Here is a 26946-nt window from a genome sequence, read left to right on the forward strand (position 1 = left end):
TACCTGCTGCCGGACGTGGCATTCAGCAATGCTGCACTGATACCGGAAACACAATTCTGCTTAGGATAGCTGGGAATGCAGGAAGTTCAACAATTTGCCGATAAAGTGGCACAGACCTGCGCGAGTCAGGTTGAGCCAGCATGAAGCGGTATGAGTCAGCGTGGTTCAGTAAGCCGGCTAAACAGCTTGCAGCAAATAAAAAAGCCAGCCGGTGAAACACAGGCTGGCTTTTTTTTGACGCGGATACAGGTCAGATGGCTTTTGCCAGTTTGACGGCAATACCGGTGTAGCTGGCTGGGGTCATTGCCAGCAGCAAATCTTTGGCTTCCTGCGGAATCGCCAGACCTTCAACGAATTCACGCAGTGCTTCTTTGGAAATGCCTTTGCCGCGTGTCAGTTCTTTCAGCTGTTCGTAAGGATTTTCAATGCCGTAACGGCGCATCACGGTTTGCACCGGTTCTGCCAGCACTTCCCAGGTCGCATCCAGATCAGCAGCCAGACGTTCAGGATTGGTTTCCAGTTTATTCAGGCCGCGCAGGCAGCTATCGTAGGCCAGCAGTGTGTATCCCAGCGCCACGCCGATATTGCGCAGTACGGTGGAGTCGGTCAGGTCACGCTGCCAGCGCGATACCGGCAATTTTTCAGACAGATGGCGCAGCAGAGAATTTGCCAGCCCCAGATTGCCTTCAGAGTTTTCAAAGTCGATAGGATTGACTTTGTGCGGCATGGTGGAAGAACCGATTTCACCGGCTTTGGTTTTTTGCTTGAAATAACCGATGGAGATGTAACCCCAGATATCGCGGTTCAGGTCCAGCAGAATCGTGTTAGCGCGGGCAAAGGCATCGAACATTTCTGCCATGTAGTCATGCGGTTCGATCTGAATGGTGTACGGGTTGTACACCAGACCCAGACGCTGTTCGATCACAGCTTTGGAGAAGCTTTCCCAGTCATGCTCAGGATAGGCAGACAAGTGTGCATTGTAGTTACCGACCGCGCCATTCATTTTGCCGAGGATTTCGACTTTGGCGATACGGTCTGCAGCGCGGCGCAGACGGGCGACCACGTTGGCCAGTTCTTTACCCAGTGTGCTCGGGCTGGCTGGCTGACCGTGTGTGCGGGACAGCATCGGTACTTCTGCATTCAGATGTGCCAGTTCCGTCAGTTTGCTGATCAGTTTGTTCAGCGCAGGCAGCATCACATCGTCACGCGAGGCTTTCAGCATCATGCCGTGTGAAGTGTTGTTGATGTCTTCGGAGGTGCAGGCGAAGTGAATGAATTCGCTGGCAGCAACCAGTTCTGCAGAACCGGCAACTTTTTCTTTCAGCCAGTATTCCACCGCTTTCACGTCATGGTTGGTGACGGCTTCGATTTCTTTGATGCGCTGCGCATCGGCTTCGGAAAATTCGCTGACCAGGCGGTTCAGCAGCGCGACCGCATCCGCAGAGAACGGACGGATTTCGCTGAAACCGGCTTCAGACAAAGCCTGCAGCCACGCCACTTCCACTTTCACACGGTGGTGCATGAAACCGGCTTCGGACAGGGTGCTGCGCAGAGCGTCAACTTTGGCGGCGTAACGGCCGTCAATCGGGGACAAAGCAGAAAGCGGAGATAAGGACATGATGGTCAGAATGAAAAGTAAAAAAGAATTGCTTGCGCAAAATACAACAGCGGGTGGAAATTTTGTCTGTCTGATCAGATTTTCCACTAAGCTTGCAGAGAAAACTGCCGCATCGTTGTACCGGGCGCGACAGCCAGCATTTTAGCATTCCAGTCTGTTCTGTATCGGAACAGATTACGCATCAACTGTATCGTATCGGGTATCACGGGCAGACTTCAGCGGCCTGCTGAAAAGGGATAAAAACAGGCCGGTGTTATAATCCAGACCAAACTTTTTTGTGAAGCACTATGAAACTGATCGGATCAACAACAAGTCCTTTTGTCCGCAAAGTCCGCGTTGTGATGGCGGAAAAAAAGCTGGATTACGAATTCGTCCTGGAAAATGTGTGGGCAGCAGAAACACAGATTCAGCACACCAACCCGCTGGGCAAAGTACCGGCGCTGGTCATGGAAGACGGTAAAACCATGGTCGATTCACGTGTCATCGTGGAATATCTGGATACGCTGACACCGGTTGGAAAACTGATTCCGGGTCTGGGCCGTGAGCGTGCCGATGTGAAGTGCTGGGAAGCGATTGCAGACGGCGTGCTGGATGCGGCGATTCTGGTGCGTCTGGAGAAAACCCTGCGCCCTGACGCGCAGCAAAGCCAGACATGGATAGACCGTCAGATGGGCAAGGTCGATGCCGGTTTGCAGACTTTGTCGGCACAGCTGGGCGACCATCCTTACTACCTCGGTAATCATATGACGCTGGCCGATATTGCGGTGGTGTGTACCGTGGGCTGGCTGAGTTTCCGTTTTCCGGAATATGACTGGCGCACGCCATATCCGAATCTGGCGAAGCTGGCGGATAAACTGTCCGAACGCCCGTCATTCCGCGACACCGTGCCGTTTGCCTGAACCGCATGCCAATAACTGAAAATGGACGCCGCGGCGTCCATTTTTTTTGGTATTCCGAGCAGTGACTGCGCGGCTTATTCGTCCTGCGACATTTGCGATTGCAGGTAATTCTGAATACCGATTTTATCGATCAGTTCCAGCTGGGTTTCCAGCCAGTCGATATGTTCTTCGGTATCTTCCAGAATCGCCAGCAGTAAATCGCGCGATACATAGTCGGCCGCAGCTTCCGCAGCGGCGATACCGTTTTTCACGGTTTGCTGCGCGCCTTGTTCCAGCTTCAGATCGCATTCCAGCATTTCTTTGGTATCTTCACCGATCATGATTTTATGCAGCGCCTGCAGATTCGGCAGGCCACCCAGCATCAGGATGCGGTCGATCAGTTTATCGGCATGCTTCATTTCACCGATGGATTCGTCGTATTCTTTTTTGGCGATTTTGTCGAAACCCCAGTGCTTGTACATGCGGGCATGCAGGAAATACTGGTTAATCGCGGTCAGTTCATTGGTCAGCTGGGCATTCAGCCACTGGATGACGGTTGCATCGCCTTTCATACGGCTTCCTTTCTGCATGGTTCAGGTGAAATCCGCTTCATCATAGCAGTTGCGCTGTTGCATCGCTACCGCGCTGCAACAGGCAGTGAACGGGACGCGCGGGCAGCAGCGACAGTGCCGGTGCAGCGGATGTTGTAATGAGAAAAAATAAAACGGGATGTGGCCGGTGCTTGCCGGTCCGCATCCCGCAAAGGGTAAGTCAGTGAATTGCTGGTTCAGTTATCGATCGCGAAATTGATCGTTGCAGTGGCGATCATGGCGATTGCTTTGCCATCTTCAAAATACGGTTTGAACAGCGCACGCTGAATTGCGATACGTGCGGCATCGTCCAGACGTTGTGAGCCGGAGGATTGCTGGATATCGATTTTTTCCGCCTGACCTTTGTCGTTCACCAGTACGCGCATCACGACTTTGCCTTCTTCACCCATACGGCGTGCCATGGCCGGATATTCCGGACGCGGCGGACGCAGGTATTCGACGGCGGAAACCACTTTCGGGCCTGCGCTGACCGGTGCCGCTGGCGCTGCTACCGGTGCGGCTGCCTGATGGCTGCTGACCGGTTCTGCACGCGGTGCCGGTTCCGGACTGGTGCTGATCGCGGCAACTACCGGTTGTACCGGTGCGGCGGCAGGCGCAATCACTGCCGGTGTGGTGGTGGTCTGGGTGGTTTTCGGTTTTGGTAATTCCGGCTGTGCTTTCGGCGGTGTTGGCGGTGCCGGTGGCGCAATCAGCGTCATCACCACTTCTTTCGGCTGACTGGCTGGCACCGTGATGCCTTGCAGTAAGGCCATTGCGAGGCCGACGTGCGCCAGCAGAATCACGCCGACGGAAATCCATTTACCGGAGGCTGGCGCGCCATTCACATGAAAACTGAGCGACGGGCCGGAAGAGAGAGCGGGGGACATCATGCTGCGACAGCTCCTTGTCCGAGTTGCAGGCCGTTCAGCAAACGCTGAACGCCGGGGCTGAGGATGATGGCTGGCTGATGTTCGCGCAGAATCTGGCGGGCGCAGCCTGCGCATTTGCCGCAGGTACTGCCGATCTGTAATTCCTGACGTAAATCTGCAAAGCTTTCCGCGCCGGCATCAATACTGCGGCGGATACGCGAATCAGAGACGTTATGGCAAACACAGACAATCATGGTTTCCTCTTGGTTAAATCAGTTTTTCCGGCATCAGCCAGGAAAATCGCTTTGTTCTTGCTGCCGGCTGCGGGCGCTGCACCACTGCCGACCATTGTTCTGCCAGTTGCTGACACGTGGCTCTGAGTACCGGTGTCAGTTCCGGCAGGCCGGATAACACATTCAGATGCCGCTCAATCACCGGCGCCAGATTCTGGCAAGCCTGCTGGCGGTCCGGTTGTCTGGCATGCACGCTGTAATGCGACATCAGGTGCAGAACAGCAGACACCAGAATTTCCGGCTGGGTCGCTTGCGGGTTTGGCTGCATTTCAGTGCCGCTTTCGTTTCGGTGGTGCATGTTCACACTCCTTCAAAGACGCGGTGTCTGACTGGCTGAGAGGGGGAGACTCTCCGGCTGGCGACCCGTGGAACGCTGTCAGGCGGTCAGAATCAGCTTGTTCAGCTGGGTCACACGCAGGCGGTAAATCCGGCCTTCGTGGTCAATTTCCAGTTCACGGGATTGCTGCATCAGATCCTGACTTTTCAGACGCGGCACCACGCGTTGTTCACGTGGCAGGCGCGTTGCACCGGTGTTACCGGTTTCAGCATGTTTCAGTTCAGCCATCGCTGCTCCTCTGAATATAAATGAGAACAATTCTTATTTAGATTATTGTGTATATTTCTTTTTTTGGCAAGCGTTTTTCTCGGTTTACTGCTGAAAATTTGTGCGGGATCAGATAGCCGGTACGGCAAGAACAGTCGCCCGCCTGCAGACTTAGGTTCAGTCCGCCGGATTCGCTGCGCAGCAAGGGAAAAAATACCGCCTGTAATGACCGGGACCAGCGGAGGTGGCTGACCGGTTTTTGCGCGTTTGCGTCTGCCGGTTTGCCGGCGATTCCGCCGGTGCGCTTGTTAGGCGGTGGCATTGATGGGGTAAGCGGGAAGCGGCCTGCGGAAGCGGTGAAGAATGGCAAAAAATGGCAAAAAATGAGAAAAATGATGCCGATTTCGCTAAAAAATACCCCCTGGGGGTATGTGCCTGCAGGCCAGACTTTCTGCCGACAATCAGCGCACGGGGAGGGGGAGTATCTGTTTTTGAGATGAAATGACGCTGATTTAAACAGCTAATGGCGGTAAAAGTGCATCGTAATCAGTCTTAGCGCAGGCTTCATACAGGCAAGCCACGCAGTCAGTGCACAGCTGGTGTACGCGGTCAGGTATCTTTTCAGAGGTTTGCGCAGATGCTGATGCAGCAGCATGCGGCGAAGCAGATTGAGAGGTGTGCAGCAGACAGGCGCGGCGACGCAGGCCGCCAGCGCCGTGCGGAAGATCAGGCAGGCTGGTTCGCCATGCTTTCACCCAGACGTACCGGACGCGCAGCGGTCCATTCCGGATTGAATTGCAGATTGTTTTGCGGGAACAGCAAGACCACCGTAGAGCCGAGCAGGAAGCGGCCCATTTCTTCGCCTTTTTTCAGCGTGATTGACTGATCGTCATAGCGCCATTCTGTGACTTGCGGCAAACGCGGCGGATTGACCACGCCGTGCCAGACAGTTGCCATGCTGCCCACGATAGTTGCGCCGACCAGCACTAATACAAACGGGCCGTGCTCGCCTTCAAAATAGCAAACCACGCGCTCATTGCGGGCAAACAAACCCGGAACGCCGCGTGCTGTGGTCGGATTCACTGAAAACAAATCACCCGGCACATACACCATACGCGTCAGCTTGCCATCGCAAGGCATATGAATGCGGTGGTAATCGCGCGGGCTCAGGTAAATCGTGGCGAACTGGCCGCCGTGATAGCGTTCGGCTTCCTTGCTGTCACCAGCCAGTAAAGCGGTGGCGGAATAATCGTGACCTTTGGCCTGAAAAATCTGTCCCTGACGAATCGGCCCGAACTGGCTGATCGCGCCGTCAACCGGACATACCAGATCCGCATCGGCCAGCGGACGCACACCCGCTTTCAGCGCACGGGTAAAGAAAGCATTGAAGCTGGGATAACTGGCGAAATCCGGATTGGCGGCTTCCTGCATATTGACGTTGTAACGTCCGGCAAACCAGCGTATCAGCGCGGTGGTCAGGCTACCGGCTTCGGCACCGGCGACGAAACCGGCAAATGCGGTCAGTGCTTTTTTCGGCAGCAAATACTGGGGTAACACGGCCAGACGATCAGACATACTCAAATTCCTCGCATTTCAGTTGGTCGCGCATTATAACGTTGACAGCAGTGCTCTCCTACGATTGCGCCTGAGGAAATCGTAGTATGTTGCGGAATTTTTATGCTGCACCGCAGTGGCTGCTGACACAACGGCTTCATCAGAATCAGGTATACTTAGGGTTATTGATAGTTAAATTTAATCGTAACGATAAATTTAATTGTCTTTATTAATGTGCTTGTCTGTCTTAAGATGTGCACATGTTCATCAACAACGTCTGACACGAAAGGAAAGACCATGTCTCTGATCAATACTACGATCAAACCATTTAAAGCAACTGCATACCACAACGGCAATTTTGTTTCCGTTTCGGATGAAGATCTGAAAGGTAAATGGGCTGTTGTCGTGTTCTACCCGGCTGACTTCACTTTCGTTTGCCCGACCGAACTCGGCGATCTGGCAGACAATTACGCTGAATTCAAAAAAATGGGCGTGGAAGTATACGCAGTATCGACAGATACACACTTCACCCACAAAGCATGGGCTGACGCATCTGACACTATCCGTAAAATCGAATACCCGATGATCGGCGATCCTACACAAGCGATCTCCCGTAACTTCGGTGTTCTGATCGAAGAAGAAGGTCTGGCACTGCGCGGTACTTTCGTGATCAATCCTGAAGGTCAGATCAAAGTAGTAGAAATCCACGATCTGGGCATCGGCCGTGATGCAAAAGAATTGCTGCGTAAAGTACAGGCTGCACAATACGTTGCAAACAATCCAGGTCAGGTTTGCCCTGCAAAATGGACTCCAGGCGCAGAAACACTGACACCATCCCTGGATCTGGTTGGCAAGATCTAATGTAACAGGCGATTAGCGCCTGTGTCGTAAAGGAGCTCCGGGTGGTCCGGAGCTCTGACAAAATTATCAGGAAGCATCATGTTAGACACGAATCTCAAAACGCAATTAAAAGCTTATCTGGAACGTCTGACCAGACCCGTACAGTTGATTCTGACTCCGGATGACAGCGACAAGTCCCGTGAAATGCAGACACTGCTGAGCGAAATTGCTGAGCTGTCTGACAAGATTTCGATTGCTGAAGATGCAGATCCCGCACTGCGTCGCCCGAGCTTTGCTGTGACATCGCCGGGTCATGATATCGGCATTCGTTTTGCCGGTATTCCGATGGGGCACGAATTTACTTCGCTGGTACTGGCATTACTGCAGGCCGGCGGACATCCTCCGAAAACCGATGCCGGCGTGATTGAACAAATCCGCGCCATCGATCAGGAGATGCTGTTTGAAGTGTATATCTCGCTGAGCTGCCAGAACTGCCCGGAAGTGGTGCAGTCGCTGAATCTGATGGCGGTACTGAATCCGAAAATCCGTGCTGTGATGATTGACGGCGCACTGTTCCAGTCTGAAGTCGAGCAGCGCGAAATCATGGCAGTGCCGACCGTGTTCCTGAATGGTCAGGTATTTGGTCAGGGTCGCATGACGGTGGAAGAAATCCTTGCCAAACTGGACAGCAGCGCAGGCAGCAAAGCAGCAGAAAAGCTGAATGAAAAAGCGCCGTACGATGTGCTGATTGTCGGTGGTGGTCCTGCCGGTGCCGCAGCGGCGATTTACGCAGCGCGTAAAGGTATCCGCACCGGTATCGTGGCGGAACGCTTCGGTGGTCAGACGCTGGACACGATGGCGATTGAAAACTTTATCTCGGTACAAGAAACGGAAGGCCCGAAATTTGCTGTCGCCCTGGAACAGCACGTCAAAGCCTATGATGTGGATATCATGAATCTGCAGCGCGCTGAAAAGCTGACGCAGCAGGATGGTTTGCATCAGGTGCAGCTGGCAAGTGGTGCAACACTGAAAGCCAAAGCCGTGATTCTGGCGACCGGTGCACGCTGGCGCGAAATGAATGTGCCGGGTGAAAAAGAATACCGTAACCGTGGCGTCGCTTACTGCCCACATTGCGATGGCCCGCTGTTCAAAGGCAAGCGTGTTGCTGTGGTCGGTGGCGGTAATTCCGGTGTCGAAGCCGCGATTGATCTGGCCGGTATTGTGCAGCACGTGACTTTGCTGGAATTCGCTGATCAGCTGAAAGCCGATGCGGTGTTACAGCGCAAATTGCACAGTCTGCCAAATGTGACCGTCATCACCAATGCCCGCACCACGGAAGTACACGGCGACGGCAAAAAAGTGAATGCGATCAGCTACGAAGACCGTGTCAGCGGCAGTCTGAACAAGGTGGAGCTCGAAGGTGTGTTTGTTCAGATCGGTCTGGTACCGAATACCGAATGGCTGAAAGGCACGCTGGAATTGTCGCGCCACGGTGAAATTCAGACCAATGCGCATGGTCAGACATCCGTGCCGGGTGTGTTTGCTGCCGGTGACGTCACCACCGTACCGTACAAACAAATTGTGATTGCGGTCGGTGAGGGGGCGAAATCTGCGTTAGGTGCGTTTGATTATCTGATTCGTCAGTAAGAAAGATTTTCAGCCAGCCGGAACAGCATCTGAAACACCAGCTTGCTGTTAGCCACGCTGAAAACAAAAAAAGCCGGAGCGATCCGGCTTTTTTCATTGCAGCTCCGTTTATTTACGGATCGGGTCCTGCGTTGGTGGTGGCAGGATTTTGATTTCGTTGACCGGAGCTTCCATGATGCTGGCGAGAACAATAATCGGATCATCCGGCTTTTTCGGTGGTTCTTCACCGCCACTGACTAACTGAATTTCTGCTTCATCGAGAATACGCATCGTCATTTTTACGCTCCTGTTAAATTTCCTGATGGAAACATTGAAGCAAAAAAAAGCACTTTTGTAAAAGGAATTTGATGAAAAGTCTGCGATATATCTAAAGAATATTTTTAATCTTCATTTGTTGTAATTCGCATATTTGTAGGAAGATAATTATTTTTTCGTTACAATTGTAACTAATTTAATCAATTTCTTTCTTCAGATAATGAAACCTGTCCGCTGGGTAAGACAATTTCTGGGGCTGGATTTGCCCGAACGCATACACAGCATGCCATGCACACTGCCGCTGGTACGCGCTGCACGTAAGCCTGTCCTGAATGAAGCGTGGCAGATCGAGAAGCGGCGGCGCGGCGATGCTGACGATGAAACGCTGCTGAGTATTCTGCTGAAACAGGTGCGCTTGCTGAATCGTGTGCGGCTGCGTCCTGCTGCCCGGCTGGCGTTTACAGAAGATATCGCGCGACTGATGATACAACCCGCAGGAAACGTGATTCTGCGTTTTTCCAGCGAAGGCGGATTGCCTGATTCAGAGCAACGGGTGCAATGGCTGGATACCGTCAGTGAATTGTGTACAGCACTGGGTTTGTCCTACCGTGCGATGGTGCAGCACTATCAGGGTTTATCGCGGTTTCGCTACGCACGCCAACTGAAAAATCTGGATCTGGTCAGTTTCCGCATGATGGAACTGGCTTATATGGAGCAGTCTGCCCGCGCTCTGCGTTATCAGCGTCTGGAAGGTCAGACCTGGGAAGGATTGCATACGCTCGCCTGTATTTTGCATCAGGCGCAGCGCTTCGATACCGTACAGAAGCCATTATTGCAGGTGCCGCATTTCAGCGGACGCCAGTCACACTTTTTCCTGTGCAGTCGTGATCTGTACACCGCGATTCATACCGTAGAGCGCCTGAACATGCTGCACTGGCCGGTTCTGTGGCAAAAGCTGTTGCGCGCCTCGCTGTACCAGCGTGTCTGGCGTCCGGTACTGGGAACACGTGAAGAGGCAGCGGCTGCACGTCTGACCAACCGGATTGTCTGCGGGGATCATCAGGCGGTGCGCCGCGTGGCATCGCAGGAGCAGGATGGTTTGTATCTGATCTGGGATCAGCTTCAGCAGAGGATTGTTTCTGATCTGGCGGAGGTTGTCCGTCATCCGGTGCAAGCAGATACATCGCGATTGTCCGCACATTTAAGCCTGCTCGGCAGCAGCGACCGGCTGGCAGCAGCCGAATTGCAATATCAGTGCTTTACCCAGTACGATGAACATCCGGCGGAGCCGCCGCTGCGTCAGCGTCAGTTAAAGGAGTTGCGGATTTTTATCGGCATGGAGCAGATTTATCCTTTGCTGCGACACATCGAAAGCGGTGGAGCGATCCGGGCCATCGGCGAGCGGCTGGCTGACAGGCTGGCACAGCATTCGGCAGTCTTTTCCGATGATCAGTCTGCGCACCATGAGAGCCAGTGGTTTTTGCTGCAGCAGACAGCTGAAACACTGCTGCTGTCGACGCTGGAAACGACCTACACCACGGCAATGCAAATCGGCGATCTGGCCGCGGTGATGCTGGATAAGCAAGACTGGCAGCGCCCGGCACTGGCGTGTATCCGCCGGATTGAGAGACGGGCTAATGGTCAGGCAACCATACAGTTTCAATTATTATCTTCAGAAATAAAACCGGTGACAGTGGAGGCGCAAACCGATCAGCACAGCCCTTCAGCGCGGAGTAACAGCTTTGCAGCGCTGATGGGAATACATCAGACTACGCGTCAGCTGATTCTGCCTTCCGGCTACCGCTTACAACCCGGTACCCGGTTGCGCATTGGTTTGCATCAGCAGCAGGCGGACGCAGAACTCGGACATATTGTGCAGGCCGGTAAAACGTTCGCCGTTACCGCATTGCGCCAGTGGCAGGCACCGGCGCAAGCGGTCAGTCAGGAAAAGGTGCTGAAAATTTCAGCGCTGTGAGGGCGCGGAGTCCGGACGAATGTTTCCTACGTTCAGAAACGGGATAGCGCCGCCGGTCGTTGTTGGCAGGCGGCCATCCCATTTCTCAATCGCACGGGTCTGGTTTTCCACTTCACGCAAACGCAGCAGTTCCGGCGTGACTTGCTGGCGCTGCAAGGCGAGTGCTTCCGCTTCAGCACGCGCACGTGACACTTTTTGTTTCGCTTCCACTTCAATCCGCTGCAGGTCGCGTTCTGCTTTCATTTTTAGCTGATCCGCCGTGGTTTTGGCTTCGATCGCTTCATTGAAAGTTTTACTGAAGTTGAAATTTACAATTGAAAACTCATCGACGATTAAACCGTGCCTTGCCATACGTTCGCGCAGCGCTTCGACGATTTCATTGCGTACCTGTGCACGGTGGGTAATCAATTCTTCTGCGGTAAAGCGCGCAGTCACCGCTTTCACAGCTTCCTGCACACTGGGGATGATAATCCGTTCGCCCGGTTCATTTCCAAGATCACGGAACACCGATACTGCAGCATCCGGACGGATGTGATAGTTGATTGCGATACGGGTATGCACTGTTTGCAGATCACGTGATGCCGCATCGCCTTCGCCTTCTCCTTTTTGTATTGCTACCTGTACTTTATGCATGCGCTGTGCCACCGGCCAGATGAAATGCAGGCCTTCACCATACACGGTTTCAGATGGTTTACCGAAGGTGGTGATCACACCGCGGTAACCGGCGGGTACAGTTGCAAACGGATTGATAATGAGAATGCCCGCAATCACACCCAGTCCCAGTGCGCCGCGTTTGATCAGATTTTGCATGAATTACTCCGTTGATATCAGGAAGACAAGCGGAGTATATGGCTTGATGATGTGCGTGGCTGCGGTAATCGGCATACAGATTTACCACGCTGTTAAAAAGCGACAGAATGCTTTGCAGTTTTTTTGTGAAGCCGCAACGCAGTTGCGGGAACCGGTGAGCAGTAGTGGCGATGCGGGTTCAGACGCTCAATTGTCACGGTAGATCGCTACTTCCGGAGTGCTGTCACCACGTACCACGCCGCGATACATTCCTTCGCTGTTGAAACAAAGGCAGACTTCGCCGGTGGCACTGATACCGATTATGCCGCCGCTGCCCTGGACTGCCGGCAGGCTGTGCATCACCACCTGACTGGCTGCAGCTGTCAGGGTTTCGTTCAGATAACGCATACGGGCGCTGATATCATGCAGTGCCACACTGCGGATAAAAGCTTCGCCGGTGCCGGTTGCTGACAGCGCTGCTGTGCGGTTATCTGCATAGCATCCTGCGCCCGGAATCGGTGTGTCCCCGATGCGGCCTGCCAGTTTGTTGGTCATGCCACCGGTGGATGTTGCGGCAGCGAGATTGCCGTACTGATCCAGTGCGACCGCGCCGACGGTTCCCATTTTGCGGTTTTCATCGATAGGGCGTGCCTGATGGTCCAGCGTCACGGTGTTTTGCTGTCTAGCCTGCAGCCACTGCTGATAACGGAAATCGGTATGAAAATAAGAGGCTTCTGCTGTCTCCGCACCATGCTGACAGGCAAATGCTTCTGCACCGCCACCGGCGAGTAAAACATGTGGACTTTTTTCCATTACCAGACGTGCGGCGCGAACCGGATTACGCAAACGGCTGACGCCGGCGACTGCTCCTGCAGCTAACTGGCGGCCATCCATAATAGCAGCATCCATTTCATGGGTGCCTGCGGCGGTGTAAACGGAACCTTTGCCGGCATTAAACAATTCGCAGTCTTCAAGCAGACTGACCGCCAGCTCTACGGTATCCAGTGCACTGCCACCCGCTGACAGACATTGCTGCGCAGAGCGCAGAATTGCGTCCAGCGCTGAGCGGCAGGCGGCTTCCTGTGCAGCGCTGATTTGTGTACGCAGAATCGTGCCTGCGCCGCCATGAATGACGCAGACAGGCGTGATCATGCTCTGTACGGATGTTCCGGAAACGCAGCTTCTTCTTCAGCGCGACGACCTGCCTGATGCGACGGGTCCTGATACAGCCACGGCAGAATGAATTTGGTCATTTCCGATGCGGCATGAACCGGTGCCGCAGACTGATGTGCGACTGCACTGCAGATTGCTTCGATCAGGCACAGCGCTGCGCCCTCGGAATTCGGGGAGAACTGGCGGCGGGTTTGTGCAAACAGCGTGATATCTGCCAGTGCTGCCAGCGGTGAACTGGGCGCATCGGTCAGCGCCAGTATCGGCACCCGTTTTTCTTTCAGCTGCGTCAGAATGGTCACAACGTCTGCCGCATAACGCGGGAAGGAAATCCCGATCACCAGATCTTTTTCTGTATATTTGAACATCTGTCGGGCCACGGTCGACGGACCGGCGGTGCCCATAGCAGACTGTACCGTTTTGCAATACGGGTCCAGATTGTGGGCCATCAGGCCGGCAAGAAAACCACTGGCACCATAGCCGATGATATAAATCCGTTCTGCATTCAGAATCATGCGCGCCGCTTGTTCGCACAGTGCCGGATCCAGTCCGCGGCGTGTTGCTTCCAGATTCGCAATATCTTCGTTGAGTGTGCCTGCAATAATTTCTGCCGGTGTGGCAGGGCGCTGCACTTCATTGCGCAGATTATCAATCGGTACCAGCATTGCTTCAAAACCGCTGACCAGTTCGGCGCGGAACTGCGGGTAGCCTTCAAAGCCGAGTGCCCGCGCAAAGCGGTTGGCGGTGGCGACCGAAATGCCGACGGCATTTGCCAGTTCATCGATGGACATCGTGGCGGAGCGGAATACATTTGACAACACATAATCCGCTGCTTTTTTATGGGCTTTCGACAAGTTCATATATACCTTGCCGATGCGGGCATTGACGGTGCCGCCAAGGGCTTGTGTGTCAGGACGATTCATGGTCTGCGGGAGAAGTCGGGAAATCGGTTTGTAAATATAGTTTCGGGTATTTGAAATGTAAAGAAATAAAACATTGCATCCCCTGTCAGTCAGTTGCGGACACGAGACAGACCACTGTACTGTCGTTCGATACCAACGCTGACCTGACATGCTGCAGCAGACAGCAGGGCGAATGGTCGCATCGTTAGAGCAGAATTTAATTCTTTAATGCGAAAAATAGCCAAACGATATTCTTGAATTAAAGAGTTTTATGCTGCTGCAGGCTGAATGCGTGACCGGCCACGGCTGGCTGCCCTTCCGTCGGCAACATGTTTGTACGTCATTCCGGTTGCCGGAAAAACAAACGGCAGCCAGAGGGCTGCCGTCGTAATAAGGAAACAGTGTTCAGCGACTGGCGCTGTGAATGATGCCACCGCCGAGGCAGATATCGCCGTCATACAGCACGGCAGACTGACCGGGAGTCACTGCCCATTGCGCATCCGGAAATTGCAAGCGGAAGCTTTGAGCATCGCCACTGAGATGGCAGGCGACATCCGGCTGGCGATAGCGGGTTTTGGCGGAATAGTTACCGGCTTCCGGTACTGAGCCGGCGACCCAGCTGGTCTGGCTTGCTTCGAGCTCGCCGGAAAGCAGCCATGGATGATCATGTCCCTGTACCACGTACAGGCGGTTGTTTTTCACATCTTTGCGTGCGACATACCAGGCATCACTGGAGCCATCGGCTTTCTGATGGGTTTTGATGCCGCCGATGCCGATCCCTTTGCGCTGACCCAGCGTGTAAAAGCTGAGACCGACGTGCTTGCCGATGACTTGCTCTTCCGGTGTACGGATTTCACCCGGCTGGAATGACAGATAGCGGTTCAGGAAGTCGCGGAAAGGGCGCTCGCCGATGAAGCAGATGCCGGTGGAATCTTTTTTGCGCGCATTCGGTAACTGCAGGCGTTCTGCAATTTTGCGGACTTCGGTTTTCGGGATTTCACCGAGCGGAAACAGCGTGTTGGCCAGTTGTTTCTGGTTCAGCCTGTGCAGGAAGTAACTCTGATCCTTGCTCGCATCCAGTGCTTTCAGCAATTGAAACTGACCATCGACTTCACGCACCCGCGCATAGTGGCCGGTGGCGATGTAATCGGCACCCAGCGTCATGGCGTGGTCGAGGAAGGCTTTGAATTTGATTTCGGCGTTACACAGCACATCCGGATTCGGTGTGCGGCCTGCTTCGTATTCGCGCAGAAATTCGGCGAATACGCGGTCTTTGTATTCAGCGGCAAAATTGACCGCTTCGATATCGACGCCTACCACGTCTGCCACGCTGACCGCATCAATCCAGTCTTCGCGGGTGGAGCAGTATTCGGAATCATCGTCATCTTCCCAGTTTTTCATAAACAGGCCGATGACTTCGTAGCCCTGTTCTTTTAGTAACCAGGCGGAAACCGACGAATCTACGCCGCCGGACATACCGATCACAACACGTTTTTTACTCATAAAGCACTTGGATGGGTGAAGAGCAGTGACAAAGGTGCACGTTTGCCACGCAGGTAATCATCAATACATTGCAGCACCAGCGGACTGCGGTGCTGATGTTCACAGTTCAGGATCTCAGCATAGCTCATCCAGCGCGCGGCGCGGATGCCATGATCGAGCGGGCGGTCTGTCAGGTCACCGGCATCGCCGGTAAATGCAAAGCGCAGATACGTCACGGTTTCGCCACTGGATGGCGATACAAATGTCGATAAATACGTGCCGACCAGCGCTGTCGGCTGAAATTCATAGGCTGTTTCTTCCAGCGTTTCGCGAATCACGGCCTGTTCCAGCGATTCCTTCGCTTCCAGATGACCGGCTGGCTGATTAATACGTACACCGTCCGGCGTATCTTCTTCAACCATCAGAAAGCGGTTCTGACGTTCGATGATCGCCGCAACAGTGACGGAGGGTTTCCAGATGGTAGACATAGCATTTCCTGTTCAGGCCGGTATTGTACTTGCATGCGCTCTTTTCTGCGCGTTCAGTGCTGTGGCGCAGCATAAACAGCATTAGCTAATGCGAATTCTGTCTTTACGGATAGTACGTAGTGCGCTGACTGAAAGAACCGTCGTTCTGATGGCAGTGTGTGAACTTTGTTGCTGATGTAAGTAATTGAATATAAAAGATAAATAAAATTCTCTGTGCGGTTTTGGTGCATTTCTGCAGTTCAGAAATGAGGCGAAATTGCTACATTTTCTGAAAAAAATCAGCGTTGTTCGCGCTAATGCTTGCATGTAATATCGTTGTCGAATATGACATGTAAGCTTGTGGTAAGCATTGATGGTGCACCTGTGTGCACTGCCGCAAGCGGGGTGATGCGGACCGGCGGGATGCCGGGGCAGCAGTGTCATGACCGGTTTTAACAGCAGTTTTCGAAAGATTTCATTAATCAACAGGGAGCAGTGCTATGAGAATCGGCATTCCAGCCGAGATCAGGCCGGGGGAAACCAGGGTGGCGGCCACCCCCGAAACGATCAAGAAGTATGTGGCCGCAGGACATGAGGTCGTGGTGCAGAGCGGTGCAGGGATTGCATCCAGTATTACGGACGATGCTTATCAGGCAGCCGGTGCGGTGCTGACCGATGCCGCCGGTGCACTGAGTGCCGATCTGGTACTCAAAGTCCGTGCGCCGGATGCGAATGAGCGGACGCTGATGCGTAAGGACAGCGTTTTAGTAGGAATGCTCAATCCTTATGATGCTGATAATAATGCGGCCATGGCGGCGGCAGGATTCAGCGCTTTTGCACTGGAAGCGGCACCCCGCATTACCCGTGCACAGTCGATGGACGTATTGTCCTCGCAAGCCAATATTGCCGGTTACAAAGCGGTAATGCTGGCTGCAAACACTTACCAGCGCTTCATGCCTATGCTGATGACGGCAGCCGGTACGGTGAAAGCCGCCCGTGTGCTGATCATGGGGGTCGGCGTCGCAGGCTTACAGGCCATCGCGACCGCCAAGCGTCTGGGCGCGGTGATCGAAGCGTCTGACGTTAGACCTCCGGTCAAAGAACAAGTAGAATCTCTCGGTGCGAAATTCATTGATGTCCCCTACGAGACCGATGAAGAACGCGAAATCGCTCAGGGTGTCGGCGGCTATGCACGTCCTATGCCCGCAGCCTGGATGCAACGTCAGGCGGCTCTTGTCCATGAGCGGGCCAAACTGGCTGACATCATTATTACTACTGCTCTGATACCTGGCCGCAAAGCACCGGTGCTCATTTCCGAAGAGACCGTGAAAGCGATGAAACCGGGCTCCGTAATTGTGGATATGGCGGTGGAACAAGGCGGCAATTGTCCTTTATCTGAACTGGGCAAAACCGTCACCCGCCACGGTGTACACATTATCGGAGAACCAAATCTGGCTTGCCTGGTGGCAGCGGACGCTTCGGCGCTGTATGCCCGCAATGTGCTGGATTTCCTGAAACTGATCATCACCAAAGATGGTGCACTCGCGATTAACCGCGAAGATGAGATCGTCGCAGCGACGCTGGTGTGTGCCGGCGGGGAGGTACTCAGAAAGTAGCGGATAAGGTCAGATTCCGTAACTTGTACCTGAAAGTTGAAAGATCATGCAAAGAAATATGCTCCGCGCCAAAATTCATCGCGCAACTGTGACCCAGTGCGACCTCCACTACGAAGGCTCCTGTGGAATCGATGAAGATCTGCTTGATGCTGCGAACATCATTGAGAACGAGCAGATTGAGCTGTACAACGTCAATAACGGCGAACGTTTTTCCACCTACGCAATTAAAGGTAAGCGCGGCAGTGGTGAAATTTCCCTGAATGGCGCTGCAGCTCGCAGGGTGCAACTGGGCGACCTGATGATTATCTGCACTTACGCGCCGATGACAGAAGAAGAAGCGCGTAACTACAAACCGAAAGTCGTGTTTGTGAACGGTAAAAATCAGATCACCAGTCTGAAGGAGTAACGGCAAGCCCGTTGCAGCATGGTCCGGTCGGCAGTTCCGGCCGGAACCTGCGCCCCGCAGTTTGAACGGGAGTGCTTCTTTTGCATGTCAGCTCAGAATAAATTATCCAGAGAGGACATCATGGAAGTCAGTCATACCCTTACCAACCTGATCATTTTTGTGCTGGCCGTTTATGTCGGCTACCACGTGGTGTGGAACGTCACACCTGCTTTACATACTCCCCTGATGGCGGTCACTAATGCGGTATCGGCCATTATCATCGTTGGCGCCATGCTGGCTGCCGGTCTGACCGAAGGCGTACTCGCGCAGGTCATGGGCACGGTCGCGGTTGCGCTTGCTGCAGTGAATGTATTCGGCGGTTTTCTGGTCACACAGAGGATGCTGGAAATGTTCCGTAAGAAAGAGAAGAACACTGCAGCGGAGGGCAAATAATGAGTATGAATCTGGTCACGATGCTGTATCTGATTGCATCGGTCTGTTTTATCCAGGCCTTGAAAGGCTTGTCTCATCCTTCCACAGCCCGTAAAGGAAATGCGTTCGGCATGGCCGGTATGGCAATTGCCGCATTCACGACCGTGGCGCTGATTATCAAACTGAAATCCGAAGCAACCGGCGGCGGTATCGGCTACGGACTGGTCACGCTGGGCGTGGTGGTCGGTGGCGGTATCGGCGCCATTCTCGCCAAGCGCGTGGAAATGACCAAGATGCCGGAACTGGTAGCAGCGATGCACTCGTTGATTGGTCTGGCGGCAGTCTGTATCGCGGTGGCAGTGGTGGCAGAGCCATGGGTATTCAATATCACCGGTCGTGCGGAAGCGATTCCGGTCGGTAACCGTGTGGAATTGTTTATCGGTACCTTTGTCGGTGCGATTACCTTCTCCGGTTCGGTGATCGCCTTCGGTAAATTGTCCGGTAAATACAAGTTCCGTCTGTTTCAGGGCGCACCGGTGAATTTTGCCGGTCAGCACATGCTGAATCTGGTGCTGGCGCTGCTGATGATCGGTCTCGGTGTTGCGTTCTGCGTCACGCAAAGCTGGACACCGTTCGCGGCGATGACGGCGATTGCCTTCGTGCTGGGTGTGCTGATCATCATCCCTATCGGCGGTGCGGATATGCCGGTGGTGGTGTCGATGCTGAACAGTTATTCCGGCTGGGCTGCAGCGGGGATCGGCTTTTCGCTTAATAACTCGATGCTGATTATCGCCGGTTCGCTGGTTGGTTCGTCCGGTGCGATTCTGTCGTACATCATGTGTAAAGCGATGAACCGCTCGTTCTTCAACGTGATTCTCGGCGGCTTCGGTGGCGAGGCAGCCTCGGGCGGCGCAGCAGCGCAGGCGCAGCGCAATGTGAAATCCGGCTCTCCGGACGACGCCGCCTTCCTGATGACGAATGCAGAATCCGTCATTATCGTGCCGGGTTACGGTCTGGCGGTGGCGCGTGCGCAGCATGCACTGAAAGAACTGACCGAGAAGCTGACACACGCTGGTGTCAATGTGCGTTACGCGATTCATCCGGTGGCGGGCCGTATGCCGGGTCATATGAACGTGCTGCTGGCAGAAGCCGAAGTGCCTTACGATCAGGTGTTTGAAATGGAAGATATCAACTCTGAATTCGGTCAGGCGGACGTGGTGCTGGTGCTGGGCGCGAATGACGTGGTGAATCCTGCTGCGAAAGATCCGAAATCGCCGATTGCCGGCATGCCGATTCTGGAAGCATACAAAGCGAAAACCGTGATCGTGAACAAACGTTCTATGGCCTCCGGTTACGCCGGTCTGGACAATGAATTGTTCTACATGGATAAAACCATGATGGTGTTCGGTGACGCGAAAAAAGTCATCGAAGACATGGTGAAAGCAGTGGAGTAATCCGGCTGATGCTGAAGCTGCGCAAGCGGTTTCAGCCAGTATCGCAGCGCAAAGAAAACCGCCCTCTGTGGCGGTTTTTTTACGGGCTGACCAGAGCGTGGCGGGAATCAGGAAAAATGGCGCAAAATGGCCTGAAATGCGGAGTTCGGCACAGAAAAACGGCCATTTTTGCGGACGTCCTCGAAAACAGTGGCTGAGCGGGGTGCTCTGAAAATGCCTGATGACGATTTCTGCACAAGATACAGTTATTCGGGGCGAACGGATCCGGGGAGCAGAAAGATCAGAGCGCTGTAAAACGATGTGACATCAAACGAAAATTCACTCAACCGGAATTCATCAAACCAGAATGTATTCAACGAAAATGCAATCATCGACCCCCTAAAACAAAACGCCGCAGAACGCGGCGTTTGTGTTTTACAGCAAAAAGCAGGGCAGAATCAGTTGCGTACCAGTGTCGATTTACCGAACAGGCTTTCGATCAGATCGACCGCCAGTGTTGCAGACTGGTTGCGCACATCCAGTGCCGGATTCAGTTCCACCACATCCAGCGAGCCGAGCAGGCCGGTGTCCGCGATCATTTCCATACACAGTTGCGCTTCGCGGTAAGTCGGGCCACCCATCACGGCAGTGCCCACACCCGGTGCGATGCTAGGATCGAGGCAGTCGATATCAAAGCTGACATGCAGATGCGTATTTGCATCCAGACCTGCCAGTGCAGAACTCATCACATTGCGCATACCGTATTCATCGATGTAGCGCATGTCGTAGACCTGAATATTCAGTTCGTGAATGAATTTCTTTTCACCTTCATCGACGCTGCGGATACCGATCTGGCGGATGTCGGATGGCTGGATCGCCGGTGTGAAACCCGCGTAATCAATCAGTTCTTTCGGACCGTGACCCATCAGGCAGGCCACCGGCATACCGTGGATATTGCCGGTCGGGCTGATGGTGGCCAGATTGCTGTCGGCATGCGCATCAAACCACAGCACGCGCAGTTTTTTACCCTGACGGCGGCAGTGTGCCGCCACCGCGCTGATTGAGCCAATCGCCAGACAGTGATCACCACCCAGCATCATCGGGAAATGGCCGTCTTTGAACGCAGCTTCGACGGCATCATACACAGCCTGATTCCAGTCGATCGCTTCTTTCAGATGGCGCAGGCCATTGACCGGTTCCTGCCATGGATTGGCAGGGCCGTGCAGATTGCCGCGGTCGATGACTTGCAGGTTCAGACCCTGCAGTGCTTCGGCCAGACCGGCAACACGCAGTGCATCCGGTCCCATACTTGCGCCTTTGACGCTGGCGCCGACATCGGTTGGCGCCCCGATAAGGGAAATGGTTTTCATTCTTCTCTGTTGATAAATAGGCTCAGTCAAATGCCTGTGTCAGGCGTGTATCGGTACTGCGGGTGCAATACCTGTTTTTTCGTTGCTGATGTTCAGATCAGCCATTCCCATGCCGAACAGATCTTTTGGATCCATCATTTCGGGAATCAGGTCCAGCATCGGGGTGTCGCGGTGCAGTACAAATTTTTCCAGATAACGCATCGCGGAAAAATCTTCCAGCGCAAAACCGACGGAATCAAATACCGTGACCTGCGCGGCGCTCTGACGGGCAGCGACGCTGCCGTTGACGATGCGCCAGAATTCGGTCACCGGGAAATCTGCCGGCATTTGCTGCACTTCACCTTCAATTCTTGACTGCGGTTCGTATTCTACGACGACAAAGGCTTGCTGCAGTATATCTGCATGCAATTCTGTCTTGCCCGGACAGTCACCGCCAACGCCGTTAATGTGCATACCGGGTTCTATCATGTCCGGTGTCAGGATGGTGGCATTGGTTTTGTCTGCGGTGACCGTGGTCACGATATCTGCACCGCGCACGGCTTCTGCGGTGGACGCAGCACGGATCAGGCGCAGCGACGGGTAGCGGCTGCTCAGGTTACGGATCAGTTTTTCAGTGGCTGCCGGATCGACGTCAAACAAACGGATTTCGTTGATACCGAGCATCGTGTGGAAGGCAATCGCCTGAAATTCACTCTGTGCGCCATTGCCGATCAGCGCCATGCTGCGCGAATCCGGACGTGCCATATAGCGTGCTGCCAGCGCCGAAGTGGCGGCAGTACGCAGTGCGGTGGTCAGGGTCAGTTCCGACAACAGACGCGGATAACCGGTATCCACATCGGCCAGTACACCGAACGCGGTGACGGTCAGCAGACCGGCGTGGGTGTTTTTCGGATGGCCGTTCACGTATTTGAAGCTGTAATGGGTGCCGTCAGAAATCGGCATCAGTTCAATCACGCCAACGTCAGAATGGCTGGCAACGCGCGGAGTTTTGTCGAATTGTGACCAGCGCAGGTAATCTTCGCGGATCATTTCTGCCATACGGGAAATCGCGGTTTCCGGTTTGGCTTGTTGTAAATGCTTTTGTAATTCTCTGGTGCCGATATAGCTAACCATGATTGTTCTCCTGATCGTTATAGATAGTGAGAACACAGCCAATGAACTTAGCCCGGTCGTGCGGGCATGTCCCGAAGCCGTTGCGAGATTTATGAAATCTTCAATTTCGCAAAAGCCTCCTGCATTCGCGCGGAGTGCAGTGAGATTGTCGTGTTCCGGAGAATATTGTAGCCACGGGACAGAATAATTAGATTGCTAAATACCATGTTATTCGGCAAGATAAGGAAATAAGGTTTCATGGTTTATGAAATTTCGTCTGAAAATTTCATATTTCATTCTGATGACAAAATTATGCTGTTTTGCAGCAAAAATCCGGAGGTTTTGTGGATCACTACGATCAGAGTATTTTGCGCATCCTGCAGGAAGATGGCCGCACCAGTAATCTGCACTTGTCCGAGCGCATCCATTTATCGCCGCCGCAAACTCTGCGCAGGGTGCGGGCGCTGGAAGAAAAAGGGGTGATCCGTTCCTATGTGGCGCAGATTAATCCGGAATCGGTGGGGCTGGGCGTGATGGCGTTTGTGAATCTGTCGCTGGACCGTGAACAGTTCCGCAATGTGCGGGAAGTGGAGGGCAAGCTGAAAGCGTTTGAAAACGTGATCGAATGCCACACGATTTCCGGCGACTTTGACTACATCCTGAAAGTCGTCGCAGCAGACCTGAAAAGCCTGTCGCAGTTTCTGACCGATACGCTGATGCAGGTGCCGGGCGTGGCGTCGCTGCGTTCCATGATTTGTATGGAAGAAATCAAACCACCGAGCGGCTTGCCGATAACCGAGGAATACCGCTGAATCCTTGTGATGATCAGCCGGCGATTGTGCAGCGATCGTCATCAGGCAATCACGGAGGCCCGGATTTTCTGCCGACGACAGCGCAGCTGCTGTGCAGAACACCGCATTTGAGGCATTTTTGGCCTGTTTTGCGCTGTCAGCCGGCTGCAGGACGGATCAGCGCAGGCATCAAAGCAGGTGACGAGAACTCATTTCATAAATAGCCACGAGTGCGAACGCGAGGTGCCGGGATGCAGTGCGCGGCGTCGTTGCGCAGCACAGGCTGGTGCCTGTGCAAGCGACGCAACAAAGCAATGCGCCCGGCACCTCCGTTCCCGGAGGGTTTGTCTCATAGCGCACGCTGGACAGCGTTGGACGCGTTGTGAATAGCACCGCTATTCACTGCCTTGTCCGCCTTGCCAGCCCGCGCTATGAGACAAACGCATCTCGCGGATATTTATGAAATGAGTTCTAAGCAGACATAAAAGAAAAGCACCGCAGACCATGACAGTCTGCGGTGCTTTATTCTGCTCGCCGGCGACTTGGCGGGTATGCCGGCGGATGGTCGTGATTAGCGAACCACCACGAAGCGGAATACGAACTTGCGGAATGCGCGGTAGCTCTGGCCCAGTTTCTGGAATGCAGGACCTGCGGAATCCAGATTGCCGCCTTCTTTCAGGAATTCAGCTTTGAATTCTGCGTAAGCCGCTTCCAGGACTGTTGCCAGCTGGTGGTTGTACAGACGGCCATAGTTCATCAGGCGGCGACGTTGACGTAATTTCATCGTATTTTCCTTTATAAAAAATTCCGGCAAGGCGCTCAGTTGCGCCAGCCGTACATCATATGCCCTGCCAGCGCATGTCTGGCGGGAGGCAACACATCCAGTAAGGCCAGACCGGCACCCAGCAGCGATTGCCGCAGGCTGCCATCCGGCGAACTGGCAAAAATTCTGGCCAGCGTATCGGTCAGGCCGATGGTCAGCTGGCGGTCAGTGCCGCGCAGGCGCATGAAATCCTGAATTGCGGCTTCGGTTTGCGTACCGTTTTGCAGAATAGCGCGCGCCAGTACGCTCACATCACGCAAGCCCAGATTCAAACCTTGTCCGGCCACCGGATGCAGGGTTTGCGCGGCATTGCCGATGCTGACAATACGGGCGCTGGCGCTGTGCTGAGCATTCAGTCCCAGCGGAAACGCATTGCGCGTACTGATACTGCTGATGCTGCCCAGACGTTGTCCGAACGCTTGCTGCAGGGCGGCGCAGAATGCGGCGTCATCCAGTTGCATTAATTGTTCCGCCAGTTCAGGGCGCACACACCAGACCAGCGCGTAACCATCGTCTTCCGGCAAGAGTGCCAGCGGGCCCTGATCGGTAAACCGTTCAAACGCACGGTGGGCAATGCTGCCACTGAAACAGACATGGGCAATCACGGCAGTCTGGCCGTAATCGCGGCGCTGACCACGCGCTTCCTGATCGGTGAACGTACCGCCTTCTGCCTGTATCACCATACCGGCGGCGTACTGATGTGTACGGCCATCGGCGCTGACGGTCTGAATCTGCACATGATCATGCTGTTCCTGCAAGCCGGTGATTTTTACCGGACGCAAAAACTGTACATCGCTTGGCTGCAAAGCCTGCTCCAGCGGACGGATGATGTCGCCGTAACGGGCGACGTAACCAAGCGCCGGTAACTGGTAATCCTCATGCCGGATCAGGGTACGGCCGAAATGCCCGCGCCGCGATACATGAATTTCATGGATTGCAGTCGCTCGCACCGGCCAGCCACCCGCTTGTTCCAGAATCTGACGACTGCCGGCAGACAGCGCAATCGTACGCACGTCCTGCTGCGATTGTTCAGCGGTTTTCGCATCGAATACCGCAATCCGCGCTGCCGGAAAGCCGCCGCGTATCAGTAAGGAAGCGAGTGCCTGACCAGCCGGTCCGGCACCTGCAATTGCAATGTCTGCATCATTCAGTATCGCTGTCATGCTGAAATTCCATCATCTTCGGTGCGCGCATCATGCCACGCGCTGCCGGTTTCTGCTTTGCCCGCAGACAAGTTTCAGACTGCCGGACGGAATGGCTGATTCAGTTGCGCCAGCTGTTCCGGTGTGCCGACATTATGCCAGTCGCCGCGATACAGCTCGCCGCCGATGCGCCCCTGATCAATCAGTTCACGCAGCAGCGGGCCGAGTTTCGCGTAGCTGCCGGCAGGAATCTGACGGAACATTTCCGGACGGTACACGCCGATATTCGCAAAGGTGTAACGTGGTTCGCCTTCATTGCTGAGGCCCATCAGGCTCAGCGCAAAGTCGCCCTGCGGATGGAAGTCCGGATTTTTGACCATGTACAGCCAGGCCAGATCGCGTTCTTCTTCCGGCAGCGGATTGCCCCACGGATCTTCATCTTCCAGCGTATTCAGACACTCGCGGAAATCGAAATGCGGAATATAAATATCGGCAGACACCACCACAAACGGTTCGTCACCGAGCAAAGGCAGCGCGGTGGCGATACCACCCGCGGTTTCCAGTGCTTCCGCTTCGCGTGAGTAGCTGATGCTGGCACCGAACTGACTGCCGTCGCCGAGTGCATCTTCAATCTGCTGACCGAGGTAAGCGTGGTTGATGACGATGTCGGTAATACCGGCTTTGACCAGATTCAGAATATGCCAGACGATCAGCGGGCGACCGCGCACTTTCAGCAAAGGCTTGGGCGTGCTGTCGGTCAGCGGACGCATGCGTTCGCCGCGTCCGGCGGCAAGTAACATGGCTTTCATCGCGGCCTCAGAAGGTGTAACCGACCTGGGTGGCACTGCCTTCCAGTTCTTCGATCAGACGCCACAGTGGTACCAGCTCTTTATAGCGATTGGTAGTACGGCGGATGTAATCCATCACGGTAGGAATATCATCCAGATACTGGGTTTTGCCATCGCGGTGGGCGAGGCGGGTGAAAATGCCCAGAATTTTCAGATGGCGCTGCAAGCCCATCCATTCGAAATCGCGGTAGAACGCATCCACATCGTTCGACAATGGCAGACCGGCTTTGCGCGCCATTTCCCAGTAACGAATCGCCCAGTCCAGCACCAGTTCTTCGTCCCACTGAATGTAGGCGTCACGCAGCAGCGAAACTGCGTCATAGGTGATCGGGCCATAGACCGCATCCTGGAAATCGACGATGCCGGGATTGCCTTTGTCCATCCACATCAGATTGCGCGAATGGTAGTCACGGTGTACGAACACTTGTGGCTGCGCGAGGGCGCTGGCCAGAATCTGGTCGAATACTTTGTTCATCGTGGCTTGCTGTCTTTCATCCAGCGTTTTGCCCAGATGGCGGCCGATGTACCACTCGGTAAAAATTCCCAGTTCGCGTGACAGGAAGGCGCGGTCATATTCCGGCAGCACATCCGGCTGGCTTTGGGTCTGCATCAGTACCAGTGAGGACAGCGCATCCAGATACAGTTTATGTGCGGTATCCGGATTCAGAATTTGTGCGTAGGTGTACTGACCGAGATCGGTGACCAGCAGAAAACCCTGTTCCAGATCGCTGGCCAGCACGTCCGGCACTGTCAGGTTCATGCTTTTGAATAAGGCGGCAACTTTGACGTAGCCGGCAGAATTTTCCGTTGCCGGTGGTGCATCCACAGCGATCAGGCTGCCGCCCGTGCTGGTCTGCACGCGGTAAAAGCGGCGGAAACTGGCATCCGAAGAGGCACTTTGCAGGGTATCCGGTAACAGATCGTAACCTTGCAGGCTGCTCAGCCATAATTGCAATTCATTGCGGCGTGCAGCCGCATCCGGCGCAGTCGCCTGAGGGGAAGTTGGGGAAGTCATGAGTAATATTGCAAAGAAAACTGTTTATGATGCAAGTTCAGATGGTTTCGCTGACATTTCACCTATAATAAGCGGCTCATTTTCCGTCAGTCAGCAATCAGGCAACAAGACCGGATTGCTTGCAGA

At 54.1% G+C, this 26946-nt stretch carries 28 protein-coding genes; 9 read left to right on the forward strand and 19 right to left on the reverse strand.

The window, feature by feature from the left end:
* Positions 1-250: 250 nt before the first annotated feature.
* Positions 251-1618, reverse strand: coding sequence for an adenylosuccinate lyase (gene purB / locus IE092_RS13155; RefSeq protein ID WP_189357650.1), 1368 nt, complete (start codon positions 1616-1618; stop codon positions 251-253).
* Positions 1619-1905: 287 nt separating this feature from the next.
* On the opposite strand from purB, the gene IE092_RS13160 reads away from it, so the two are divergent.
* The gene (locus IE092_RS13160) at positions 1906-2517 is read left to right on the forward strand and encodes a glutathione S-transferase N-terminal domain-containing protein (protein WP_189357651.1); all 612 of its coding nucleotides are present in this window, start codon (positions 1906-1908) and stop codon (positions 2515-2517) included.
* Between the two features lie 74 nt (positions 2518-2591).
* On the opposite strand, the gene bfr is transcribed toward IE092_RS13160, so the two are convergent.
* From bfr to asd, 6 genes are all read right to left on the reverse strand, one after another.
* The gene (gene bfr, locus IE092_RS13165; protein ID WP_189357652.1) at positions 2592-3068 is read right to left on the reverse strand and encodes a bacterioferritin; all 477 of its coding nucleotides are present in this window, start codon (positions 3066-3068) and stop codon (positions 2592-2594) included.
* Positions 3069-3283: 215 nt separating this feature from the next.
* Positions 3284-3976, reverse strand: coding sequence for an energy transducer TonB (locus IE092_RS13170; protein ID WP_229793165.1), 693 nt, complete (start codon positions 3974-3976; stop codon positions 3284-3286).
* The gene (locus tag IE092_RS13175) at positions 3973-4209 is read right to left on the reverse strand and encodes a (2Fe-2S)-binding protein (RefSeq protein WP_189357653.1); all 237 of its coding nucleotides are present in this window, start codon (positions 4207-4209) and stop codon (positions 3973-3975) included. The genes IE092_RS13170 and IE092_RS13175 overlap by 4 nt, the downstream gene beginning before the upstream one ends.
* 13 nt (positions 4210-4222) lie before the next feature.
* Positions 4223-4546 carry a hypothetical protein gene (locus tag IE092_RS13180; protein ID WP_189357654.1) on the reverse strand — a complete coding sequence of 108 codons (324 nt, stop codon included), beginning with the start codon at positions 4544-4546 and terminating at the stop codon, positions 4223-4225.
* Positions 4547-4624: 78 nt separating this feature from the next.
* Positions 4625-4813 carry a hemin uptake protein HemP gene (gene hemP, locus IE092_RS13185; protein ID WP_189357655.1) on the reverse strand — a complete coding sequence of 63 codons (189 nt, stop codon included), beginning with the start codon at positions 4811-4813 and terminating at the stop codon, positions 4625-4627.
* Positions 4814-5518: 705 nt separating this feature from the next.
* Complete coding sequence (gene asd / locus IE092_RS13190) at positions 5519-6367, reverse strand: archaetidylserine decarboxylase (RefSeq protein WP_189357656.1); 849 nt, start codon at positions 6365-6367, stop codon at positions 5519-5521.
* A 276-nt stretch (positions 6368-6643) separates the two neighbouring features.
* Here asd and ahpC point away from each other — a divergent pair, with 276 nt between their 5' ends.
* Together ahpC and ahpF are read left to right on the forward strand one after the other, a co-directional pair.
* Positions 6644-7207, forward strand: a complete 564-nt coding sequence (ahpC, locus tag IE092_RS13195; protein ID WP_189357657.1) for an alkyl hydroperoxide reductase subunit C — start codon at positions 6644-6646, stop codon at positions 7205-7207.
* Between the two features lie 78 nt (positions 7208-7285).
* A complete protein-coding gene (ahpF, locus tag IE092_RS13200; protein WP_189357658.1) occupies positions 7286-8833 on the forward strand; it encodes an alkyl hydroperoxide reductase subunit F in 1548 nt (515 codons plus the stop codon).
* Positions 8834-8941: 108 nt separating this feature from the next.
* Here ahpF and IE092_RS13205 read toward each other — a convergent pair whose 3' ends face one another.
* On the reverse strand, positions 8942-9109 hold the full coding sequence (locus IE092_RS13205; RefSeq protein WP_189357659.1) for a hypothetical protein: 168 nt from the start codon (positions 9107-9109) through the stop codon (positions 8942-8944).
* A gap of 199 nt (positions 9110-9308) precedes the next feature.
* On the opposite strand from IE092_RS13205, the gene IE092_RS13210 reads away from it, so the two are divergent.
* A complete protein-coding gene (locus IE092_RS13210) occupies positions 9309-11063 on the forward strand; it encodes a hypothetical protein (protein WP_189357660.1) in 1755 nt (584 codons plus the stop codon).
* Here the strand turns inward: IE092_RS13210 and IE092_RS13215 are convergent.
* From IE092_RS13215 to IE092_RS13235, 5 genes are all read right to left on the reverse strand, one after another.
* On the reverse strand, positions 11052-11873 hold the full coding sequence (locus IE092_RS13215; protein ID WP_189357661.1) for a prohibitin family protein: 822 nt from the start codon (positions 11871-11873) through the stop codon (positions 11052-11054). The genes IE092_RS13210 and IE092_RS13215 overlap by 12 nt on opposite strands.
* 186 nt (positions 11874-12059) lie before the next feature.
* Entirely contained in the window at positions 12060-13004 is a 945-nt protein-coding gene (locus IE092_RS13220; RefSeq protein ID WP_189357662.1) for an isoaspartyl peptidase/L-asparaginase family protein, read from the reverse strand.
* Positions 13001-13945 (reverse strand): MurR/RpiR family transcriptional regulator, encoded by a 945-nt coding sequence (locus IE092_RS13225; RefSeq protein ID WP_189357663.1) that lies wholly within the window; start codon positions 13943-13945, stop codon positions 13001-13003. Before IE092_RS13225 ends, IE092_RS13220 begins: the two co-directional genes overlap by 4 nt.
* Before the next feature lie 384 nt (positions 13946-14329).
* Complete coding sequence (gene mnmA / locus IE092_RS13230; RefSeq protein ID WP_189357664.1) at positions 14330-15427, reverse strand: tRNA 2-thiouridine(34) synthase MnmA; 1098 nt, start codon at positions 15425-15427, stop codon at positions 14330-14332.
* A complete protein-coding gene (locus tag IE092_RS13235; RefSeq protein WP_189357665.1) occupies positions 15424-15894 on the reverse strand; it encodes an NUDIX hydrolase in 471 nt (156 codons plus the stop codon). Before IE092_RS13235 ends, mnmA begins: the two co-directional genes overlap by 4 nt.
* A gap of 479 nt (positions 15895-16373) precedes the next feature.
* Between IE092_RS13235 and IE092_RS13240 the strand changes: the two genes are divergently transcribed.
* The 4 genes from IE092_RS13240 (at position 16374) to IE092_RS13255 (ending at position 19760) form a co-directional block, all read left to right on the forward strand.
* Positions 16374-17489, forward strand: coding sequence for a Re/Si-specific NAD(P)(+) transhydrogenase subunit alpha (locus IE092_RS13240; protein WP_189357666.1), 1116 nt, complete (start codon positions 16374-16376; stop codon positions 17487-17489).
* Positions 17490-17535: 46 nt separating this feature from the next.
* Entirely contained in the window at positions 17536-17895 is a 360-nt protein-coding gene (gene panD / locus IE092_RS13245) for an aspartate 1-decarboxylase (RefSeq protein WP_189357667.1), read from the forward strand.
* Between the two features lie 120 nt (positions 17896-18015).
* Positions 18016-18327, forward strand: a complete 312-nt coding sequence (locus tag IE092_RS13250; RefSeq protein WP_189357717.1) for an NAD(P) transhydrogenase subunit alpha part 2 — start codon at positions 18016-18018, stop codon at positions 18325-18327.
* Complete coding sequence (locus IE092_RS13255) at positions 18327-19760, forward strand: NAD(P)(+) transhydrogenase (Re/Si-specific) subunit beta (RefSeq protein WP_189357668.1); 1434 nt, start codon at positions 18327-18329, stop codon at positions 19758-19760. Before IE092_RS13250 ends, IE092_RS13255 begins: the two co-directional genes overlap by 1 nt.
* A gap of 437 nt (positions 19761-20197) precedes the next feature.
* On the opposite strand, the gene rocF is transcribed toward IE092_RS13255, so the two are convergent.
* Entirely contained in the window at positions 20198-21109 is a 912-nt protein-coding gene (gene rocF, locus IE092_RS13260) for an arginase (protein WP_189357669.1), read from the reverse strand.
* A gap of 39 nt (positions 21110-21148) precedes the next feature.
* A complete protein-coding gene (locus IE092_RS13265; RefSeq protein WP_189357670.1) occupies positions 21149-22222 on the reverse strand; it encodes an ornithine cyclodeaminase in 1074 nt (357 codons plus the stop codon).
* A 323-nt stretch (positions 22223-22545) separates the two neighbouring features.
* Here IE092_RS13265 and IE092_RS13270 point away from each other — a divergent pair, with 323 nt between their 5' ends.
* Complete coding sequence (locus IE092_RS13270) at positions 22546-23013, forward strand: Lrp/AsnC family transcriptional regulator (protein ID WP_189357671.1); 468 nt, start codon at positions 22546-22548, stop codon at positions 23011-23013.
* A 550-nt stretch (positions 23014-23563) separates the two neighbouring features.
* On the opposite strand, the gene IE092_RS13275 is transcribed toward IE092_RS13270, so the two are convergent.
* The 4 genes from IE092_RS13275 to IE092_RS13290 all read right to left on the reverse strand — a co-directional run bounded on the left by IE092_RS13275 (position 23564) and on the right by IE092_RS13290 (position 26820).
* A complete protein-coding gene (locus tag IE092_RS13275; RefSeq protein WP_189357672.1) occupies positions 23564-23776 on the reverse strand; it encodes a hypothetical protein in 213 nt (70 codons plus the stop codon).
* A gap of 35 nt (positions 23777-23811) precedes the next feature.
* Positions 23812-24978, reverse strand: a complete 1167-nt coding sequence (locus IE092_RS13280; RefSeq protein WP_189357673.1) for an FAD-dependent monooxygenase — start codon at positions 24976-24978, stop codon at positions 23812-23814.
* 74 nt (positions 24979-25052) lie between these two features.
* A complete protein-coding gene (murU, locus tag IE092_RS13285; protein WP_189357674.1) occupies positions 25053-25766 on the reverse strand; it encodes an N-acetylmuramate alpha-1-phosphate uridylyltransferase MurU in 714 nt (237 codons plus the stop codon).
* A gap of 7 nt (positions 25767-25773) precedes the next feature.
* A complete protein-coding gene (locus IE092_RS13290; protein WP_189357675.1) occupies positions 25774-26820 on the reverse strand; it encodes an aminoglycoside phosphotransferase family protein in 1047 nt (348 codons plus the stop codon).
* Positions 26821-26946: the final 126 nt, after the last annotated feature.

It is taken from the genome of Cognatundibacterium squillarum (genome assembly GCF_014652435.1).
GTDB lineage: Bacteria > Pseudomonadota > Gammaproteobacteria > Burkholderiales > Burkholderiaceae_D > Undibacterium > Undibacterium squillarum.

Coding starts and splice junctions, on each gene's coding strand:
- murU (WP_189357674.1), bottom strand. CDS start 25,766: ATGAAAGCCATGTTACTTGCCGCCGGACGCGGCGAACGCATGCGTCCG.
- ahpF (WP_189357658.1), top strand. CDS start 7,286: ATGTTAGACACGAATCTCAAAACGCAATTAAAAGCTTATCTGGAACGT.
- IE092_RS13240 (WP_189357666.1), top strand. CDS start 16,374: ATGAGAATCGGCATTCCAGCCGAGATCAGGCCGGGGGAAACCAGGGTG.
- purB (WP_189357650.1), bottom strand. CDS start 1,618: ATGTCCTTATCTCCGCTTTCTGCTTTGTCCCCGATTGACGGCCGTTAC.
- IE092_RS13210 (WP_189357660.1), top strand. CDS start 9,309: ATGAAACCTGTCCGCTGGGTAAGACAATTTCTGGGGCTGGATTTGCCC.
- hemP (WP_189357655.1), bottom strand. CDS start 4,813: ATGGCTGAACTGAAACATGCTGAAACCGGTAACACCGGTGCAACGCGC.
- IE092_RS13275 (WP_189357672.1), bottom strand. CDS start 23,776: ATGAAATTACGTCAACGTCGCCGCCTGATGAACTATGGCCGTCTGTAC.
- IE092_RS13180 (WP_189357654.1), bottom strand. CDS start 4,546: ATGCACCACCGAAACGAAAGCGGCACTGAAATGCAGCCAAACCCGCAA.
- IE092_RS13170 (WP_229793165.1), bottom strand. CDS start 3,976: ATGATGTCCCCCGCTCTCTCTTCCGGCCCGTCGCTCAGTTTTCATGTG.
- IE092_RS13250 (WP_189357717.1), top strand. CDS start 18,016: ATGGAAGTCAGTCATACCCTTACCAACCTGATCATTTTTGTGCTGGCC.
- panD (WP_189357667.1), top strand. CDS start 17,536: ATGCAAAGAAATATGCTCCGCGCCAAAATTCATCGCGCAACTGTGACC.
- IE092_RS13175 (WP_189357653.1), bottom strand. CDS start 4,209: ATGATTGTCTGTGTTTGCCATAACGTCTCTGATTCGCGTATCCGCCGC.
- bfr (WP_189357652.1), bottom strand. CDS start 3,068: ATGAAAGGCGATGCAACCGTCATCCAGTGGCTGAATGCCCAGCTGACC.
- IE092_RS13265 (WP_189357670.1), bottom strand. CDS start 22,222: ATGGTTAGCTATATCGGCACCAGAGAATTACAAAAGCATTTACAACAA.
- IE092_RS13220 (WP_189357662.1), bottom strand. CDS start 13,004: ATGATCACGCCTGTCTGCGTCATTCATGGCGGCGCAGGCACGATTCTG.
- IE092_RS13215 (WP_189357661.1), bottom strand. CDS start 11,873: ATGCAAAATCTGATCAAACGCGGCGCACTGGGACTGGGTGTGATTGCG.
- IE092_RS13160 (WP_189357651.1), top strand. CDS start 1,906: ATGAAACTGATCGGATCAACAACAAGTCCTTTTGTCCGCAAAGTCCGC.
- asd (WP_189357656.1), bottom strand. CDS start 6,367: ATGTCTGATCGTCTGGCCGTGTTACCCCAGTATTTGCTGCCGAAAAAA.
- rocF (WP_189357669.1), bottom strand. CDS start 21,109: ATGAAAACCATTTCCCTTATCGGGGCGCCAACCGATGTCGGCGCCAGC.
- IE092_RS13205 (WP_189357659.1), bottom strand. CDS start 9,109: ATGACGATGCGTATTCTCGATGAAGCAGAAATTCAGTTAGTCAGTGGC.
- IE092_RS13280 (WP_189357673.1), bottom strand. CDS start 24,978: ATGACAGCGATACTGAATGATGCAGACATTGCAATTGCAGGTGCCGGA.
- IE092_RS13225 (WP_189357663.1), bottom strand. CDS start 13,945: ATGAATCGTCCTGACACACAAGCCCTTGGCGGCACCGTCAATGCCCGC.
- IE092_RS13255 (WP_189357668.1), top strand. CDS start 18,327: ATGAGTATGAATCTGGTCACGATGCTGTATCTGATTGCATCGGTCTGT.
- mnmA (WP_189357664.1), bottom strand. CDS start 15,427: ATGAGTAAAAAACGTGTTGTGATCGGTATGTCCGGCGGCGTAGATTCG.
- IE092_RS13235 (WP_189357665.1), bottom strand. CDS start 15,894: ATGTCTACCATCTGGAAACCCTCCGTCACTGTTGCGGCGATCATCGAA.
- IE092_RS13290 (WP_189357675.1), bottom strand. CDS start 26,820: ATGACTTCCCCAACTTCCCCTCAGGCGACTGCGCCGGATGCGGCTGCA.
- ahpC (WP_189357657.1), top strand. CDS start 6,644: ATGTCTCTGATCAATACTACGATCAAACCATTTAAAGCAACTGCATAC.